Origin of the sequence: Lentzea terrae (genome assembly GCF_003265345.1) — a bacterium.
GTDB classification, from domain to species: Bacteria; Actinomycetota; Actinomycetes; order Mycobacteriales; family Pseudonocardiaceae; genus Lentzea; species Lentzea terrae.
Map to the genome: position 1 here is coordinate 37,747 of NZ_QFWW01000013.1, position 12,606 is coordinate 50,352.

The 12,606-nt window shown below is 68.7% G+C and carries 13 protein-coding genes; 6 read left to right on the forward strand and 7 right to left on the reverse strand.

Annotated features, from left to right (window positions below; all coding sequences use genetic code 11):
• The first annotated feature begins 344 nt into the window (after positions 1 to 344).
• Entirely contained in the window at positions 345 to 1,133 is a 789-nt protein-coding gene (locus DI276_RS18820; protein ID WP_232836753.1) for a sensor histidine kinase, read from the forward strand.
• Position 1,134: 1 nt separating this feature from the next.
• Here the strand turns inward: DI276_RS18820 and DI276_RS18825 are convergent, their stop codons facing one another.
• The 7 genes from DI276_RS18825 to DI276_RS50050 form a co-directional block, all read right to left on the reverse strand.
• The gene (locus tag DI276_RS18825; RefSeq protein WP_112265126.1) at positions 1,135 to 2,670 is read right to left on the reverse strand and encodes a helix-turn-helix domain-containing protein; all 1,536 of its coding nucleotides are present in this window, start codon (positions 2,668 to 2,670) and stop codon (positions 1,135 to 1,137) included.
• On the reverse strand, positions 2,667 to 3,728 hold the full coding sequence (locus DI276_RS18830; protein WP_112265128.1) for a DUF917 domain-containing protein: 1,062 nt from the start codon (positions 3,726 to 3,728) through the stop codon (positions 2,667 to 2,669). Before DI276_RS18830 ends, DI276_RS18825 begins: the two co-directional genes overlap by 4 nt.
• Positions 3,729 to 3,750: 22 nt before the next feature.
• On the reverse strand, positions 3,751 to 4,818 hold the full coding sequence (locus DI276_RS18835) for a DUF917 domain-containing protein (RefSeq protein ID WP_112265130.1): 1,068 nt from the start codon (positions 4,816 to 4,818) through the stop codon (positions 3,751 to 3,753).
• The gene (locus DI276_RS18840) at positions 4,811 to 6,382 is read right to left on the reverse strand and encodes a hydantoinase/oxoprolinase N-terminal domain-containing protein (RefSeq protein WP_112265132.1); all 1,572 of its coding nucleotides are present in this window, start codon (positions 6,380 to 6,382) and stop codon (positions 4,811 to 4,813) included. The genes DI276_RS18835 and DI276_RS18840 overlap by 8 nt, the downstream gene beginning before the upstream one ends.
• Before the next feature lie 17 nt (positions 6,383 to 6,399).
• A complete protein-coding gene (locus tag DI276_RS18845; RefSeq protein ID WP_112265134.1) occupies positions 6,400 to 7,716 on the reverse strand; it encodes a purine-cytosine permease family protein in 1,317 nt (438 codons plus the stop codon).
• A 117-nt stretch (positions 7,717 to 7,833) separates the two neighbouring features.
• The gene (locus DI276_RS18850; protein ID WP_157984800.1) at positions 7,834 to 8,466 is read right to left on the reverse strand and encodes a hypothetical protein; all 633 of its coding nucleotides are present in this window, start codon (positions 8,464 to 8,466) and stop codon (positions 7,834 to 7,836) included.
• A gap of 63 nt (positions 8,467 to 8,529) precedes the next feature.
• Positions 8,530 to 9,090, reverse strand: coding sequence for a hypothetical protein (locus DI276_RS50050; RefSeq protein ID WP_157984801.1), 561 nt, complete (start codon positions 9,088 to 9,090; stop codon positions 8,530 to 8,532).
• A 57-nt stretch (positions 9,091 to 9,147) separates the two neighbouring features.
• On the opposite strand from DI276_RS50050, the gene DI276_RS50055 reads away from it, so the two are divergent.
• The 5 genes from DI276_RS50055 to DI276_RS18875 are packed head-to-tail and all read left to right on the forward strand — an operon-like array spanning position 9,148 to position 12,524.
• Positions 9,148 to 9,600, forward strand: coding sequence for a YbaB/EbfC family nucleoid-associated protein (locus DI276_RS50055; RefSeq protein ID WP_157984802.1), 453 nt, complete (start codon positions 9,148 to 9,150; stop codon positions 9,598 to 9,600).
• Positions 9,597 to 9,905: a type VII secretion target gene (locus DI276_RS18860; protein WP_112265140.1), complete on the forward strand. Its 309-nt coding sequence runs from the start codon at positions 9,597 to 9,599 to the stop codon at positions 9,903 to 9,905. Before DI276_RS50055 ends, DI276_RS18860 begins: the two co-directional genes overlap by 4 nt.
• A complete protein-coding gene (locus DI276_RS18865) occupies positions 9,902 to 11,200 on the forward strand; it encodes a WXG100 family type VII secretion target (RefSeq protein ID WP_112265142.1) in 1,299 nt (432 codons plus the stop codon). The genes DI276_RS18860 and DI276_RS18865 overlap by 4 nt, the downstream gene beginning before the upstream one ends.
• The gene (locus DI276_RS18870; protein ID WP_112265144.1) at positions 11,197 to 11,637 is read left to right on the forward strand and encodes a DUF6346 domain-containing protein; all 441 of its coding nucleotides are present in this window, start codon (positions 11,197 to 11,199) and stop codon (positions 11,635 to 11,637) included. Before DI276_RS18865 ends, DI276_RS18870 begins: the two co-directional genes overlap by 4 nt.
• Entirely contained in the window at positions 11,634 to 12,524 is an 891-nt protein-coding gene (locus tag DI276_RS18875) for a DUF6346 domain-containing protein (RefSeq protein ID WP_112265154.1), read from the forward strand. The genes DI276_RS18870 and DI276_RS18875 overlap by 4 nt, the downstream gene beginning before the upstream one ends.
• The last annotated feature ends 82 nt before the right edge of the window (positions 12,525 to 12,606 follow it).

Here is a 12,606-nt window from a genome sequence, read left to right on the forward strand (position 1 = left end):
CGGGACCGCGAGGTCCCGTTCTTCGTGACGAAGCCGGACGAGAACCTCGTCCGGCTACCTGGAGCGCGGACTGGTCCGCCCCGGCCACCACCCAGACGACCTGCGGTGGATCTTCCAGAACCTCACCGAGGTCGAGCTGCGCCAGATGACCGACCAGCCACCGGATTCCCCCGGGTTCGGCAAGGCCTTCCTGTGGACCGCGTTGTTCAGAAGGGATTGACGCGGCGAACGGACGCGCGCGTCCGGCAGGCGGATCAACCGGTGCCCGCCACCTGCGAAAGTAGGGTCCTCGCCCTGCTCCCGTAGGTGATCCGCGACACCTACCCGGCAGTATCGTCAGCCGCGTGAAGCGCGACGCGGCAATCGCTTTCCACCCGCTCGCCGCCCCCGACGCCGGCGACACCGCCGCCTCCCTGGGCGTGCTCGCGATCGCCGTCCTCGCAGGCCTCTACCTGGTGGCCCGTCGCGAGCTCGCCCATCGCGCCGAACGAGCAGAACGCGAACTGCGCGCCGAACAAGCCCGCACCGACGAACGCACCAGGCTCGCCGCCGAGATGCACGACGTGGTCACCCACCGCCTCAACCTCATGGTCCTGCACGCCGGCGCGTTGAAGGTGGCCGCCAAGGACGACGACGTCCGCAAGGCCGCCGACGAGCTGCGCACCGCGGGCTGCCAGGCGTTGGAGGAACTCCGCGACCTCGTGGGCGTCCTGCGCTCCGGCCGCACCGCCCGCATCCCCCCGGACGTGCTCCCCGACCGCCTGGCCAACCTGGTCGCCGACTCCGCCGCCACGGGCCTGGAAGTGACCCTCACCGAACACGGCGACGCCGACATCATCTCCCCCGCCGTCCGCCGCACGATGTACCGCGTGGTCCAGGAATCCCTCACGAACGTGCACAAGCACGCGCCCGGTGCGCACACCGAGATCACCATCCACTGTGGACCGAGCAGCGTCCGTGCCGTCATCCGCAACACCGCCCCGGCGTCCACACCGGACATCGCTGTCCCCGGATCCGGTCTGTCCAGCCTGCGCGGCCGCGTCGAGATGGTCGGCGGCACCCTCACCGCGGGCCCCACGGACGACGGTGGCTTCGAAGTGGACGCCGTGCTGCCCGCGTTCGTACCGACTTAGCTCACTCGTCCGACGCGCGCAATGCCCGACACGCGAGGTGCACCGCCAGCCGCTCGTCCGGATTGAGCAGACTGACGCCGAGCAGCTGCTCAGCCCGGTTGATCCGCTGCGCCACCGTGTTCCGGTGCACCTTCAGCCGCACGGCCGCCGTCGACGTCACCGACTCCTCGTCCAGGTACACGGCGAGGGTGCGCAGCAGCTGCCCGTCCTCCACGCCCGCCAACGGCTCCAGCAGCCGCGCCGCCTGCTCCACCAACGCCGGTGTCTCCGCCGCCATCGACAGCAACCGCCGCACGCCCAGCTCGTCGATGTGCACGACCTTCGCGGTCCCGGTCATCGCCGCGGCCTCACGCGCCTCGGCCAACGTCCGTCCCACGCCGGAAGCCCCCGGATGCGGACGCCCGACGCCGGCCACGAGGTTGCAGTTGCCCAGCGCCTGGGCGAGCTTCGCCGTCAGCTCGCGGTGCTGCGACTGCGGCGGCTCGGCGTCGTTGGTCAGCCAGAACGACCAGCCCTCCGCGCCCTCGACCAGCTGGCCGTGCAGGCCGCGCCGGGACAGTTCGACGCGCAGGCGTTCGGTGTGGGCGGCGTCCAGAACACCCGGCGACGGCGGGTTCGGCGTCGCGTAGACGCCCGTGTGCCAGCCGTCGAGGCGCCAGCCCGCGAGAATCGCCTGCTGCACGAGCTGTGGTGGCACGTCGTCGCCCGCCGTGAGCAACTCGGCCAGCAGCGAGCCGCGGGAACGGGCCCTGCGCTCGGTTTCGAGGCGTTCCGCGGCCACCCAGTTGCCCAGGGCCCAGGAGGCGACCTGGCTGATCTGCTGCACGGTCTCGGCCCAGCGCTTGTTGCGGCCGCGGGTGTGCGAGACGAGCCACAGGTGCACGTGCCCGGTCCGGTCGGTCTCCACCGGCACCGCCACCGCGACGCCCTCCGGCAGCTCGACCGTCGTGGCGACCGAGCCGACCAGCAGGTCCGGCGGCAGGCCCGGTGGGGAGACGCCCTCGATCGCCGTGCCGTCCGCGCTCATCACCGCGCAGGTCACGTGCAGCTCGCCGGACAGGATCGTGATGACCGACCGCGGATCCGGCTTGCTCCGGCCCAGCCGCGCGGTCACGGCGTTGAGCAGCCGGGCGGCGGCGACTTCTGGGCGGCGGACGGCCGTGCGCAACGAGTCGGCGACCAGCAACGGATCGTCGGCCTTGGTCTGCAGCAGCGGCACGCCCAGCCGGTTCGCGAACGAGATCGTTGCGGTGGAAGGAGGTTGGTAGCTGCCGGTCGGCGGACGCACGAGCACGACGGCCCGCACGTCGGCGCTGTAGGCACGGCGCAACGCCAGTTCGACGAGGTACGGCTGGTGCCCCGTGAGGATCACCAGATCGCCGGCCGAACACGCCTCGACGGCCGTCATGTCCGCGGCCAGCCGCACGTCGGCGACCTCGGTGTCGACGCCGCGCTCGCCCGCCAGCAGGCACGCCTCGCCCAGCACGCCGATCTCCAGCAGATCGCGCACGGTCAGCGAGTCGGCGTCGTCGATCACGACACGTCCCGGAACGGGAGGTAGTCGAGGTCGTAGCCGAACGCCCGCGGGTCGACCCGGCCGAGCACTTCCCGGCGCACCCACCGCGGCGGTGATGGGAGCGCTACCACATCGACGACCGCACCGAACCTGAGCCGCTCGGTCGACACCGGTTTGCCGGACTCCGCGTCCAGGCAGCACAGCAGATCAGGGGTCGTCACGAGCGGCTCGCCGTCCGCGAGCGCGACGAGGTACTCACCCTGCATCTCCAGGCGCACATACGCATCGTCGGTGTCCAGGAGGCGCAGCGCCACCGTTCCGCGAGGAAAGTCCCCGACGGACTCACGCCACACTTCGACGACTTTTCCCCGCGCCACGCGAAAACCGCCGGAAGCCTTCGCGCGTTCGTCGACCGAAAGCGTTTGCTGCGACCAGATCTCGCCGAGCTCCAGCGCCCTCGCGAGCGAGCCGGTTATGCCTGCTTTGAGAGCGTCTGCGAGTTTCAACGGTTTCGCGACCATCATCGCCCAGCCGCCGAAGTCGACCATCACCGTGCGCGCGAGCTTCTCGATGCCGGTCGCGTCGAGGACCGCTCGGTTTCCGCCGGGTTCCGTGATGGCCAACGGGGTCGTGGGCAGCCCGGCCGCGTCGTAGGTCGTCTGGTCGATCCGTGGGAACGCTCTCCCCATCCCGTCCACGTCGACGTACGGCAGCCCGAGACGTGCGGCCAGGATCAGCGGCAACAGCCCGTTGCACCCGCCGACCTCCCAACCGATGACGGCGGTGACCGACGTGGAATCGTGCGCCTGCAACGCCTTCAGCGCGTCTTCCGCCTCCTGCCCCGACGGCAGCTTCTCGATCATCACGGTCGGCGCGCCGATCAACCCGACCCGCGCGCCGTACCCGTCCGGATCGGCCTCTTCCGGCGACAAAACCATCACCGGTCCGCTTTGCCGCATTTCCTGCCGGAGCATCGCCGCGAACGCGTGGGTCTCGTGCTCGCCACCTCCACCACCACTGCCGAGCATGACCACGCCCAGGGCGAGCCGGTCGACCTCGTCGGGCTGGAGCAGGTGCATGGGGCGGGACTGTAGTGGAGATTCACGCCCCGAGAGGTGTGTAGGCGTGCGAGTAGCCGAAGGCGGACGGTCCGACCAGAGCGAGGCCCTCCGGAGTGCGCCAGCGCGGGTGGCACGGCGCGCCGACGACCGTGACGCGTTGCCCGTACCGCAACCGCTCGGCCGGCACGGGTTCGCCGGTGGCGTCGAGCACGCAGATCAGGTCCGGCACGGAGGCGACGACCTTCCCGTCGCAGGACGCCACGAGGTGCTCGTTCTGGAACGCGAGCCGACAGTTCGCCCCGTCGTGCGCGGCGAATCCCTCCAGCCACGCCTCCCCCTTGGCGAAGCCGGGATCGTTGGCGCGCACGACGTCCACGACCTTGCCGGTGAACAACACCCGGCCACCGAGGAACTCCGCGATGGCCTGGCACGGGTCGACGTGCCGGCGTCGCACCTCCTCCACCAGCCGCCCCAGCCGGGACGCGAGGGTGAGCGTGCCGGGGATCGTGATGTCGCGAGCCTGCTTGCCGGACATGGGAAAGCTGCTCATCAGCGCGGTGCAGCCCATGCCGATCGTGGCCGAGCGCGCGAGCCGTTCCGCCCAGTGGTTGTCGCGGACGTCGAGGACGATCGAGTTGCCCTTCTCGTCCGCGATCGCGAGCGGCCTGGCCAGCACGCCGTCCAGTGTGCACACGACCATCTGCACCATCGGGAAAGCGCGGCCCATGCAGTCCGCGTCGAGCACCGGCAGGCCGAGCGACGCGGCCACCGGGAACGGTGCGAGCGAGTTCATCCCGCCGACCTCGATCGGCAGCACGTGCGTGATCGGGCGGCCGATTTCCCGTTGCAGCGTCAGGAAAGCCGTGACGGCCTCCTCGCCGGCGGGCAGCTTCTCGATCATCACGGTGGGTGCGCCGATCATGCCGATGCCCGCGACGAGCGCGTCGTCCGGCACCTCGTGCAACTCGGCCGCGAGCACCGGCCCGTACTCCCGCAGGGCCTGTTCCGCGACGAGCCTGCCGATGTACGGGTCGCCGCCACCGCCGGTGCCGAGAATCGCGGCACCGCGGGCGAGGTGTTTCAGCTCGTCGAGCCCGATCTCACGCACGCGCCCTCCTCGGGGCGTCCTCCAGCAAGAGATCGCCCACCGCTCTCGCGCGCACGCGGCTCGCGTTGCCCGGCAGGTACGCCAGCGGGATCTCCTCGACCTCGACGATCCGCACGCTGTCGGCCTTCGCGCCCGCCGCCACGGCCTTGTCCACGGCCTCCTGCCGGGCCGAGTCGAGCACCTCGTCGCGCCGGCTCGGGTCGATCGCGAAGACGCGGTCGACCTCGCCGCCGACCTGCGCGATCGCGGCGCCGATGGCGTTGGCGAACGCATGATGCTCCGGCCTGATCAGGTCGCTGACGCCCTCGATCTCGTCCGGCACCAGCACGCTGCCACCGCCGACCAGCACCACGGGCAACGGCGCCGGGCACGTCCTCATGCGGTCGACGTGCGAGGCGATCTGGTCGCACACGTGGTCGATCACCGAACTGACGAGCGTGCGGTCGAGGTTCTTGACGAGCTTGGGATCTCCGATGTCGGCGAGGCCGGCGGCGACCGCGATGTCCGTGGCGGTGAGCGTGTCGCCGCCGAACACCAAAGCCTGCTCGCACAACCGGAACCCGACGCTGTCCGGGCCGACCTCGATGCCATTTTGCTGCTCGCGCACGACGCTGCCGCCGCCCAGCCCGACCGACAGCACGTCGGGCATCCGGAAGTTCGTGCGCACGCCGCTGATCAGCACCTCGGACGACGCCTCGCGCGGGAAACCGTTCTGCAGCATGCCGACGTCGGTCGTCGTGCCGCCGACGTCGATCACCGCGCATGCGTCCAATCCGGACAGGAAAGCTCCGCCGCGCATGGAGTTCGTCGGCCCGGAGGCGAACGTGGCGACCGGGTAGCAGCGCGCGTACTCGAGGTCCATCAGCGTGCCGTCGTTCTGGCTCAGGTACAGCGGTGCGTCGATGCCCTGTGCCGTCAGCGATTCGGTGAGCCCGTCGGCGATCTGCTCGGCCAGTTCGCGCAGTGCGGCGTTGATGATCGTCGCGTTCTCCCGCTCCAGCAGGCCGAGCCGCCCGATCTCGTGGGAGAAGCTGACCAGCAGGTCCGGCACCTCGGCGGTCAGGATCTCCGCCGCCTGCCGCTCGAAGTCGCCGTTGACCAACGAGAACACCGACGAGATGGCGACCGACCGCACACCCTTCGCGGCGATGTCCGCGGCGACGGCGCGCAGCTCGTCCTCGTCGAGCGGCGAGATGATCCGCCCGTCGTACTCGTGGCCGCCGTGGCAGAGGTAGGAGTGCCCGCCGATGACCTGCCGCAACCGCTGCGGCCAGTCGACGAACGGCGGAAGTGCTTTGGTGGCGGGAAGTCCGAGCCGCACCGCCGCCGTCTGCGCGAGCCCTCTGCCCTCGACGACGGCGTTGACGAAGTGCGTCGTGCCGATCATGACGGCGTTGATCTCGGCCGGCTCGAACGCGCTGGCCGCGCGCAGTCCGTTGACCGACTTGATGATCCCGCTCGTCACGTCGACCGTGGTGGTCGTCTTGCACTCGGCGAGCACCCGCCGTCCCTCGACGAGGACGGCATCGGTGTTCGTGCCGCCGACGTCGATCCCGATGTGCATTTCTGCGCACCCACCCCTCAGGCGGCCGACGCTTCCCCGACCACCTTACGGTTGGTAGCCCTCCGCGTCCTCATCCGCAGCAGGTCCAATCGCCCAGCTGAGACGTAGAGGGCGAACGCGAGCACGAGGGAGTTCACACTGGACTGCCCGAACGGCAGCAACTCACCGATCCCCGCAGCGGCCGGCCAGATGACCACCGTGGCGGGCACCCAGCTCGGAGCTGATCTCGGCACGTGCGGCCGAGTGGAGATGATCTCGTTCCGCCAGCGCCGCACGACGTAGTACTCGGCGATCATGATCCCGGTGACGGGCGGGAACACCACGCCCAGCAACACCAGGAAGTGGCTGAACTGGTGCACGATCCCGGCGGCGGCGAGAAAGCTGCCCGCGCACCCGACCATGACCGTCACCTGCGCCCGACTGATCCGCACCGCGAACACGGCGTCGAAGAAGTTCACGAGCCCCAGCGACGCCGAGTAGAGGTTCCAGTCGTTGATCTTCAGCACGGCCGTGACGACCACCAGCGCCCCGATCCAGCCGCTGGACTCGCTGATGACGCTCATGATGTCCGTCGTGCCCAGACCGTGCGCGATGAGCACGCCGGCCAGGCTGATCACCCACTCGCCCAGCGTGATGCCCAGGACCGTCTGCTTGACCACGTCCCACTCGTTGCGGTTGAAGCGCGTCATGTCCGGTGCGATGGCCGCCCCGACGATGAAACTGCCGGTCACCAGCGTCACCGCGGTCACCATGCCGATGGCCGGCCCCGGCGCCGCGCTGCTGAGCGCGGCGGGAATGTCGTCGACCTGCGTGAGCACCAACCACAGGAGCAGCAACAGGAACGCAGGCACCGCCACGTAAGCCGTCCACGCCATCCACCGCACGCCATACACCGCGATGACCGTGACGACGATGCCGAAGACGAGCGACCAGACCGGCGCCGCCAACACCCCGGTGACGTCCGCGAGCGCGACCCCGGCCAGCCCGGTCTGCACCCCGAACCACCCGGTGCAGCTGAGCGCGATGATCAGCCCGAGCATGGCGCTACCGGCGTGCCCGAACCCGGTCCAGCGCGTCAGGATCGCGGTGGACAGCCCTTCGCGTTGCCCGACAATCCCGACCGCGATGGCGATGGCGTTGAGCAGCACCGCCCCGATCGTGAGCGCGACGAACGCGTCCCAGAACGTCATGCCGAACCCGAGTGTCGCGCCCAGCAACAACTGGCTCAGCGCGGTCGTCTGCCCGAAGCGCTGGGTCGCGACTGACAACCACGGGTGTCGCGCCTGGTCAGGGACGCGGCTGAGGGCCTGGTCGTCATGCCCGAGAGCGGCCACAACATGTCCCTCCGCCCGGTGATCGACAACTCGGACAGTAACCGCCGACTCACGATCGAGCTACAGACAATGTGCACTGTCGGACGAATCATCACGTTGCGATCCGCACAGGCGCGCTCAATTCATCGCAAGGCCGATTCGCCGCCGCGCAACCAACCGCGTCTGGTGCACATCAACACTCACACCCAGCCCAGGCCGCCGCTCAAACCGGTCATAACTGCGGCTGAGCAGCCAATGCGCCGCCTCAGCCGTGATCAGCTCGAGCCGCATCTGGTTCCGCAACCGCTCAAGCGCCTCGTGCACATGCCGCGTGATGAACGCATGCCTCGTGAGCCCGCCACTAATTTCATCGATCATGAAAACCATGGCGTGCGGCTCATCCCCGTACGCATAACTGCACAGCAGTGCCAGATATCCCGCGTCGATCGACCGATCCCCGATCCAGCACTCCCCGAACTTCAGGCTCCGGAGGTCCCACGGCGGTTCTTGCTGGTGTGTGGCCGCTTCTTTGGCCCATTGCCCAGGCCGGCCGGGAAGAAGATGCGCAAGGGCGGTGAGCAGCGCAGCACTACGTCGACTCGGCACTTCTCGGAGATGCTGGACAACGGCCTCCCACAACGCCTCGTTGTCCGCGAACGGCCCCACAAACGCACTGACCTGCAACTCGACCTCGAGCGGATCGGTCAACTGCGGCAACGGCCGCCCCGCATCCACCACCGCCTGCTGCATGGGGGTCAGCCTCGTCCGCACGCGCGGCAGGCTAGCCCGATCGGCGCAACGCCACGCCTTCCTTGATCCACGCCACCGCGCGGATCACCCCATCGAGACCACCGCACGCAGCCCGTCGACGAGCACCTCGCCAGGAATCTCGAACTGCACCCCACCCTGCGCCGTCACGAGCAGCCTGACCGGCCGCTTCAGAGCGTCCACGACAACAGCCAACTCCACACCGCGAAACCTGTGCCAGTGCGGTGGCCAGTCACGCGGCCGCGCCCGTTCGGAAGCGAAGACGTCAACCACATCGCCACGCATCACCAGGTGCCCGCGCGGTTCGCGAGCCGGATCGGCGGGCAGAACGAGCTCAGCCGCCAGCACCGCATCGACCAGCTCCCGCTTGTCTTCGTACCCGCGATGCACGAGGTACATCAACGACTCGAGGTCGTTCTCAAAGGTGACCTCGCGCGGCTGATACCGAGGATTCGGCACGTACTGGTCGGTGATCTCACCCCGCTCGTCGACGAGGTACCGCCCGATCACCGCTTCCGCCGGAACGCCCACCGTCGTTTCGCAGGCGGGGTCCACGACGTGCAGCCAGTTGTTGGGCACGCGACGAGCTCGTTCGCGCATCTCCCGAGTGATCAGCGGCTTGACCATGCACGCATTGTGCCGAATCATGCGCAGAGAGTGCGTCCGAATGGGATCATTTCGCCCGTGAGCGATCCGCACCAGTTTCTCGCCAACTTCGAGCAGCGCCTCCAGCAGGCCCAGGAACAGGCGAACGCCGTCCAGACGGCGTTCCGCGAGTCCCGCACCGAAGCCCGAAGCCCGGACGGCTCGGTCATCATCACCGTGGGCTCCGGCGGGCGCATCGAGTCGCTTCAACTCACACCACGTGCAGACGACCTGGGCCACACCGCCCTGGCCCGCACGATCATGGACACCATCCGCCGCGCCCAGGTGGAAGCCGCCCGCAAGATCGAAGAGACCATGCGCCCGATCCTCGGTGACGGCGAGGGCATGGCCTTCCTGCGCGAACAGGTGGAGCAAGGCATCGCCGTGATCGACCCGGCAAGCACGGTCGAGGAGCCCAAACCGGCACCAGGCCGCCCTACTCCGCCTCAGGGCGATGACGACGACTTCGGCGGAAGCTCGGTGCTGCGATGAGCGGCGGCTTCCAGGCGCAGTCCGAGGCGATCTCCGCCCACGGCAAGCAGATCGTGGGCCAGCTCGCCCCCTCCCTGCAGGAGGCGGTGTCCGCCTCCCAGGTGAACCTCGGCCCCAACGTGATGGGCGAACTCTGTCAGGCCTGGTCGTGGATCTTCAACGAGGAACTCGACGAGGCGAAGGCCCTGCTCGCCGCCCTGCCCAGGGCGTTCGAGTCAACCGGCGACGAACTGTGCTCGACCGCCGAGACGTACCAGCAGGCCGAGGAAGGCAACCGCACCGCCATGCAGGGGATGGACCGATGAGCAACCCGCTGATCGCGAAGAAGGAAGACGACCAGAAGTGGCTCGCCGGTGCCGGGATGTTCGACACCGGCGAAGACCTGGTCAAGCCCTTCGTCGAGGGCAAAGACGTCGATCCCGTCGCTCTGGGCATCGACGGCGCCGCGCTCGCGCTGGACGTCGCAGGCTTCCTGACCGACCCCTTGGGCACGCTCGCCTCGTCCGTCGTGGGCTGGATCATCGAGAACGTCGGCTTCATCCGGGAACCGTTCGACAAGCTCATGGGTGATCCACCGGCCATCGAGGCGATCGGCACCACGTGGGAGAACATCGCCAAGCGACTGAGCGACGAGGCGAACAACTACGAGTCCAACGCCAAGTCGCTCGGTGACTGGACCGGCGAGGCAGCTGACTCGTACCGGACCCGCTGCAGCAGTCTGGCCGAACATCTTCGCGGATCATCGGCAGCCGCGTCGTCGGCCGCAAACAAGATCAAGGTGGCCGGCGCGGTCGTCGCCGCGACCAGGGCACTGATCCGCGACCTCCTGGCGGACCTGGCAGGAACCCTGCTGATGTGGGGCATCCCTGCCGCGGCATCCGCGATCCCCACCGCGGGCGCCTCGATCGCCGCCTTCATCACCCGCGCAGTCACCAAAGCAGTCGAGATCGGCACCAAGATCGCCCGGTTCGTGGCCAAGCTCTTCAAGGCCTTGGACAAACTCGGCTCCCTGGCGAAGAAGGCCGGCGCCGCGATGCGCAAGCAGGCAGACGACCTCGCCGCGCTGAGCAGGCAGATGCCGAACAGCCGCTACGGCAATCAGCGAGCCGCAGAGCTCGCCTCCGACTCCGCGACGAAGGTGTCCAGGGCCGACTCGCTCGACAACCTCGGCGACAACCTCAGCAACGCGAGCAGGCGCATCCAGGACGGCGTCGACAACACGATGAACAAGGTCGACGACTTCGCCCAGCGCACGAGCCAAAAGGTCGACGACTGGGCAAACCGCGTGAAGGAGAACGGCCCAGCGCGCAAGCAGAAGGTCAAGGACTTCTACGAGTCGATGAACCAGCCGCCGTTGTCCACCCGCAAGGAGAACATGGGCGACCCCCAGTCCGGGCTCGGCCGTGCAGCCGACCGGGTGGACGCGCCGATGAGCAAGGGCCTGCTCGACGGGCAGAACTGGGTGCGCGCCGTGGCCAGCAGGGACATCAGCCACCTCATGCCGAACTGGGGCGACCTGGTCCACCCGGCCAAGGAGCTGTCGAAAGAGCTGAACAAGGCCGAAGGTGGCGGCCACAAGGATCCGGGGGCAAAGGGATGACGAAGCGGATCGTTCTGTCCGTCCTGACCTGGCTGGCAGTCCTGTACGGCGCCCAGGCGGCCCTGCTCACGTTCGGCGGCGAGGCGTCCTCCGGCGGCGAAACGAAGGGCCACGCCCAGGAAATCTCGTGCCACCGCAACTGGTGGGCGTTCGGACTGCTTTGGTCGTGCGAGGCGACAATTGTGGGCAACGACGGCAAGCGGTACGCGTACCGCAGCGACAACTCCATCCTGACGCCGGCCGACATCGGCAGCCAGGTACCGATGACCACCAACCGCGTGCGGTCAGGAAGATCCTCCCAGGCCAGTCTCGAATGGGGCCTGGCCGAGCGCAGGGAACCCAACAAAGCCGCGGTCGTGCCCACCGCGGTCGGCCTCTTCATCGTCGGCCTCTTCATCACGTTCCGTTTGTTCCGCAACAAGAAACCCGTGTCGTGAAAGGACACCACCACCAACGCTGGCTGGCCCTCGCCTGGCTAGCGGTGTGCGCCTACGGTGCCGCCTTCCTCCTGTTGTTCTGGGAAGACCACGGCCCCAAAGGCGAAGCAGTGGCCCGCGCGGACAACATCCGCTGCGAACGCAACTGGCTCCTCCTCGGCACCCGCTGGAGCTGCAGCGCGATCGTCACCGACAACTACGGCCTGCAGCACCGCTTCACCAGCGACTCGTCCCTGCTGACCCCAGACGACACCTCGGTCCCGATGCAGCGACTGTCCACAACAGACTTCGCTCCAGCCCGAGCGTCGTCCACCCCGGCACCGTGGCCAACCATGGGCGCAGTCGTCCTGATCGCATTCGGACTCACCGGCGCAGGCGTGTGGTGGCAGAACAGCCGCACCAAACGCCCACCCCCTGCGACCGAGGCACGCCGCCTGCGAGCCCAGGCACGCTGGTACGCAGGCGCCGGCGCCCTCGCCCTCCTGGCCGCCCACTTCACTTACGGCCTTCTCATCGCAGCCCGCGCCGACTTCTGGCCGCGGCCACAAGAAGGCACCGGCACGGCAACATCGTGCAACCGCGACTGGCGCTACCTCGGCGTGACGTGGCGCTGCACCGTCGACATCACAGCGGAAACCAAGCTCTCCCAGACGATGAGCCACTCGCAGTTCACCGAGGCGGACATCGGCCACCCGAAGCCGGTCATGTTCACGGGCTCCGCGTGGGAAGCCGTCGACCAGCCCTACGAGCACCGGTTCGCCAAAACGTTGCTGGTCCTGCTGCTGGCCGGCGGCTTGGCGCTGGCGGCCAAACCGACGTACGACCGGTCCCGGATCCGAGACCTGGAGAACCCGGACCTGCCACCTCGTTTCCTCCAGGTCAGGTGATCAGGTCGCCCGGTGATGACCCGGCTTGCCGCCACACCACTCGAGGCCGGCAGACGGCACCGGCCGTTCGCACACCGATCAG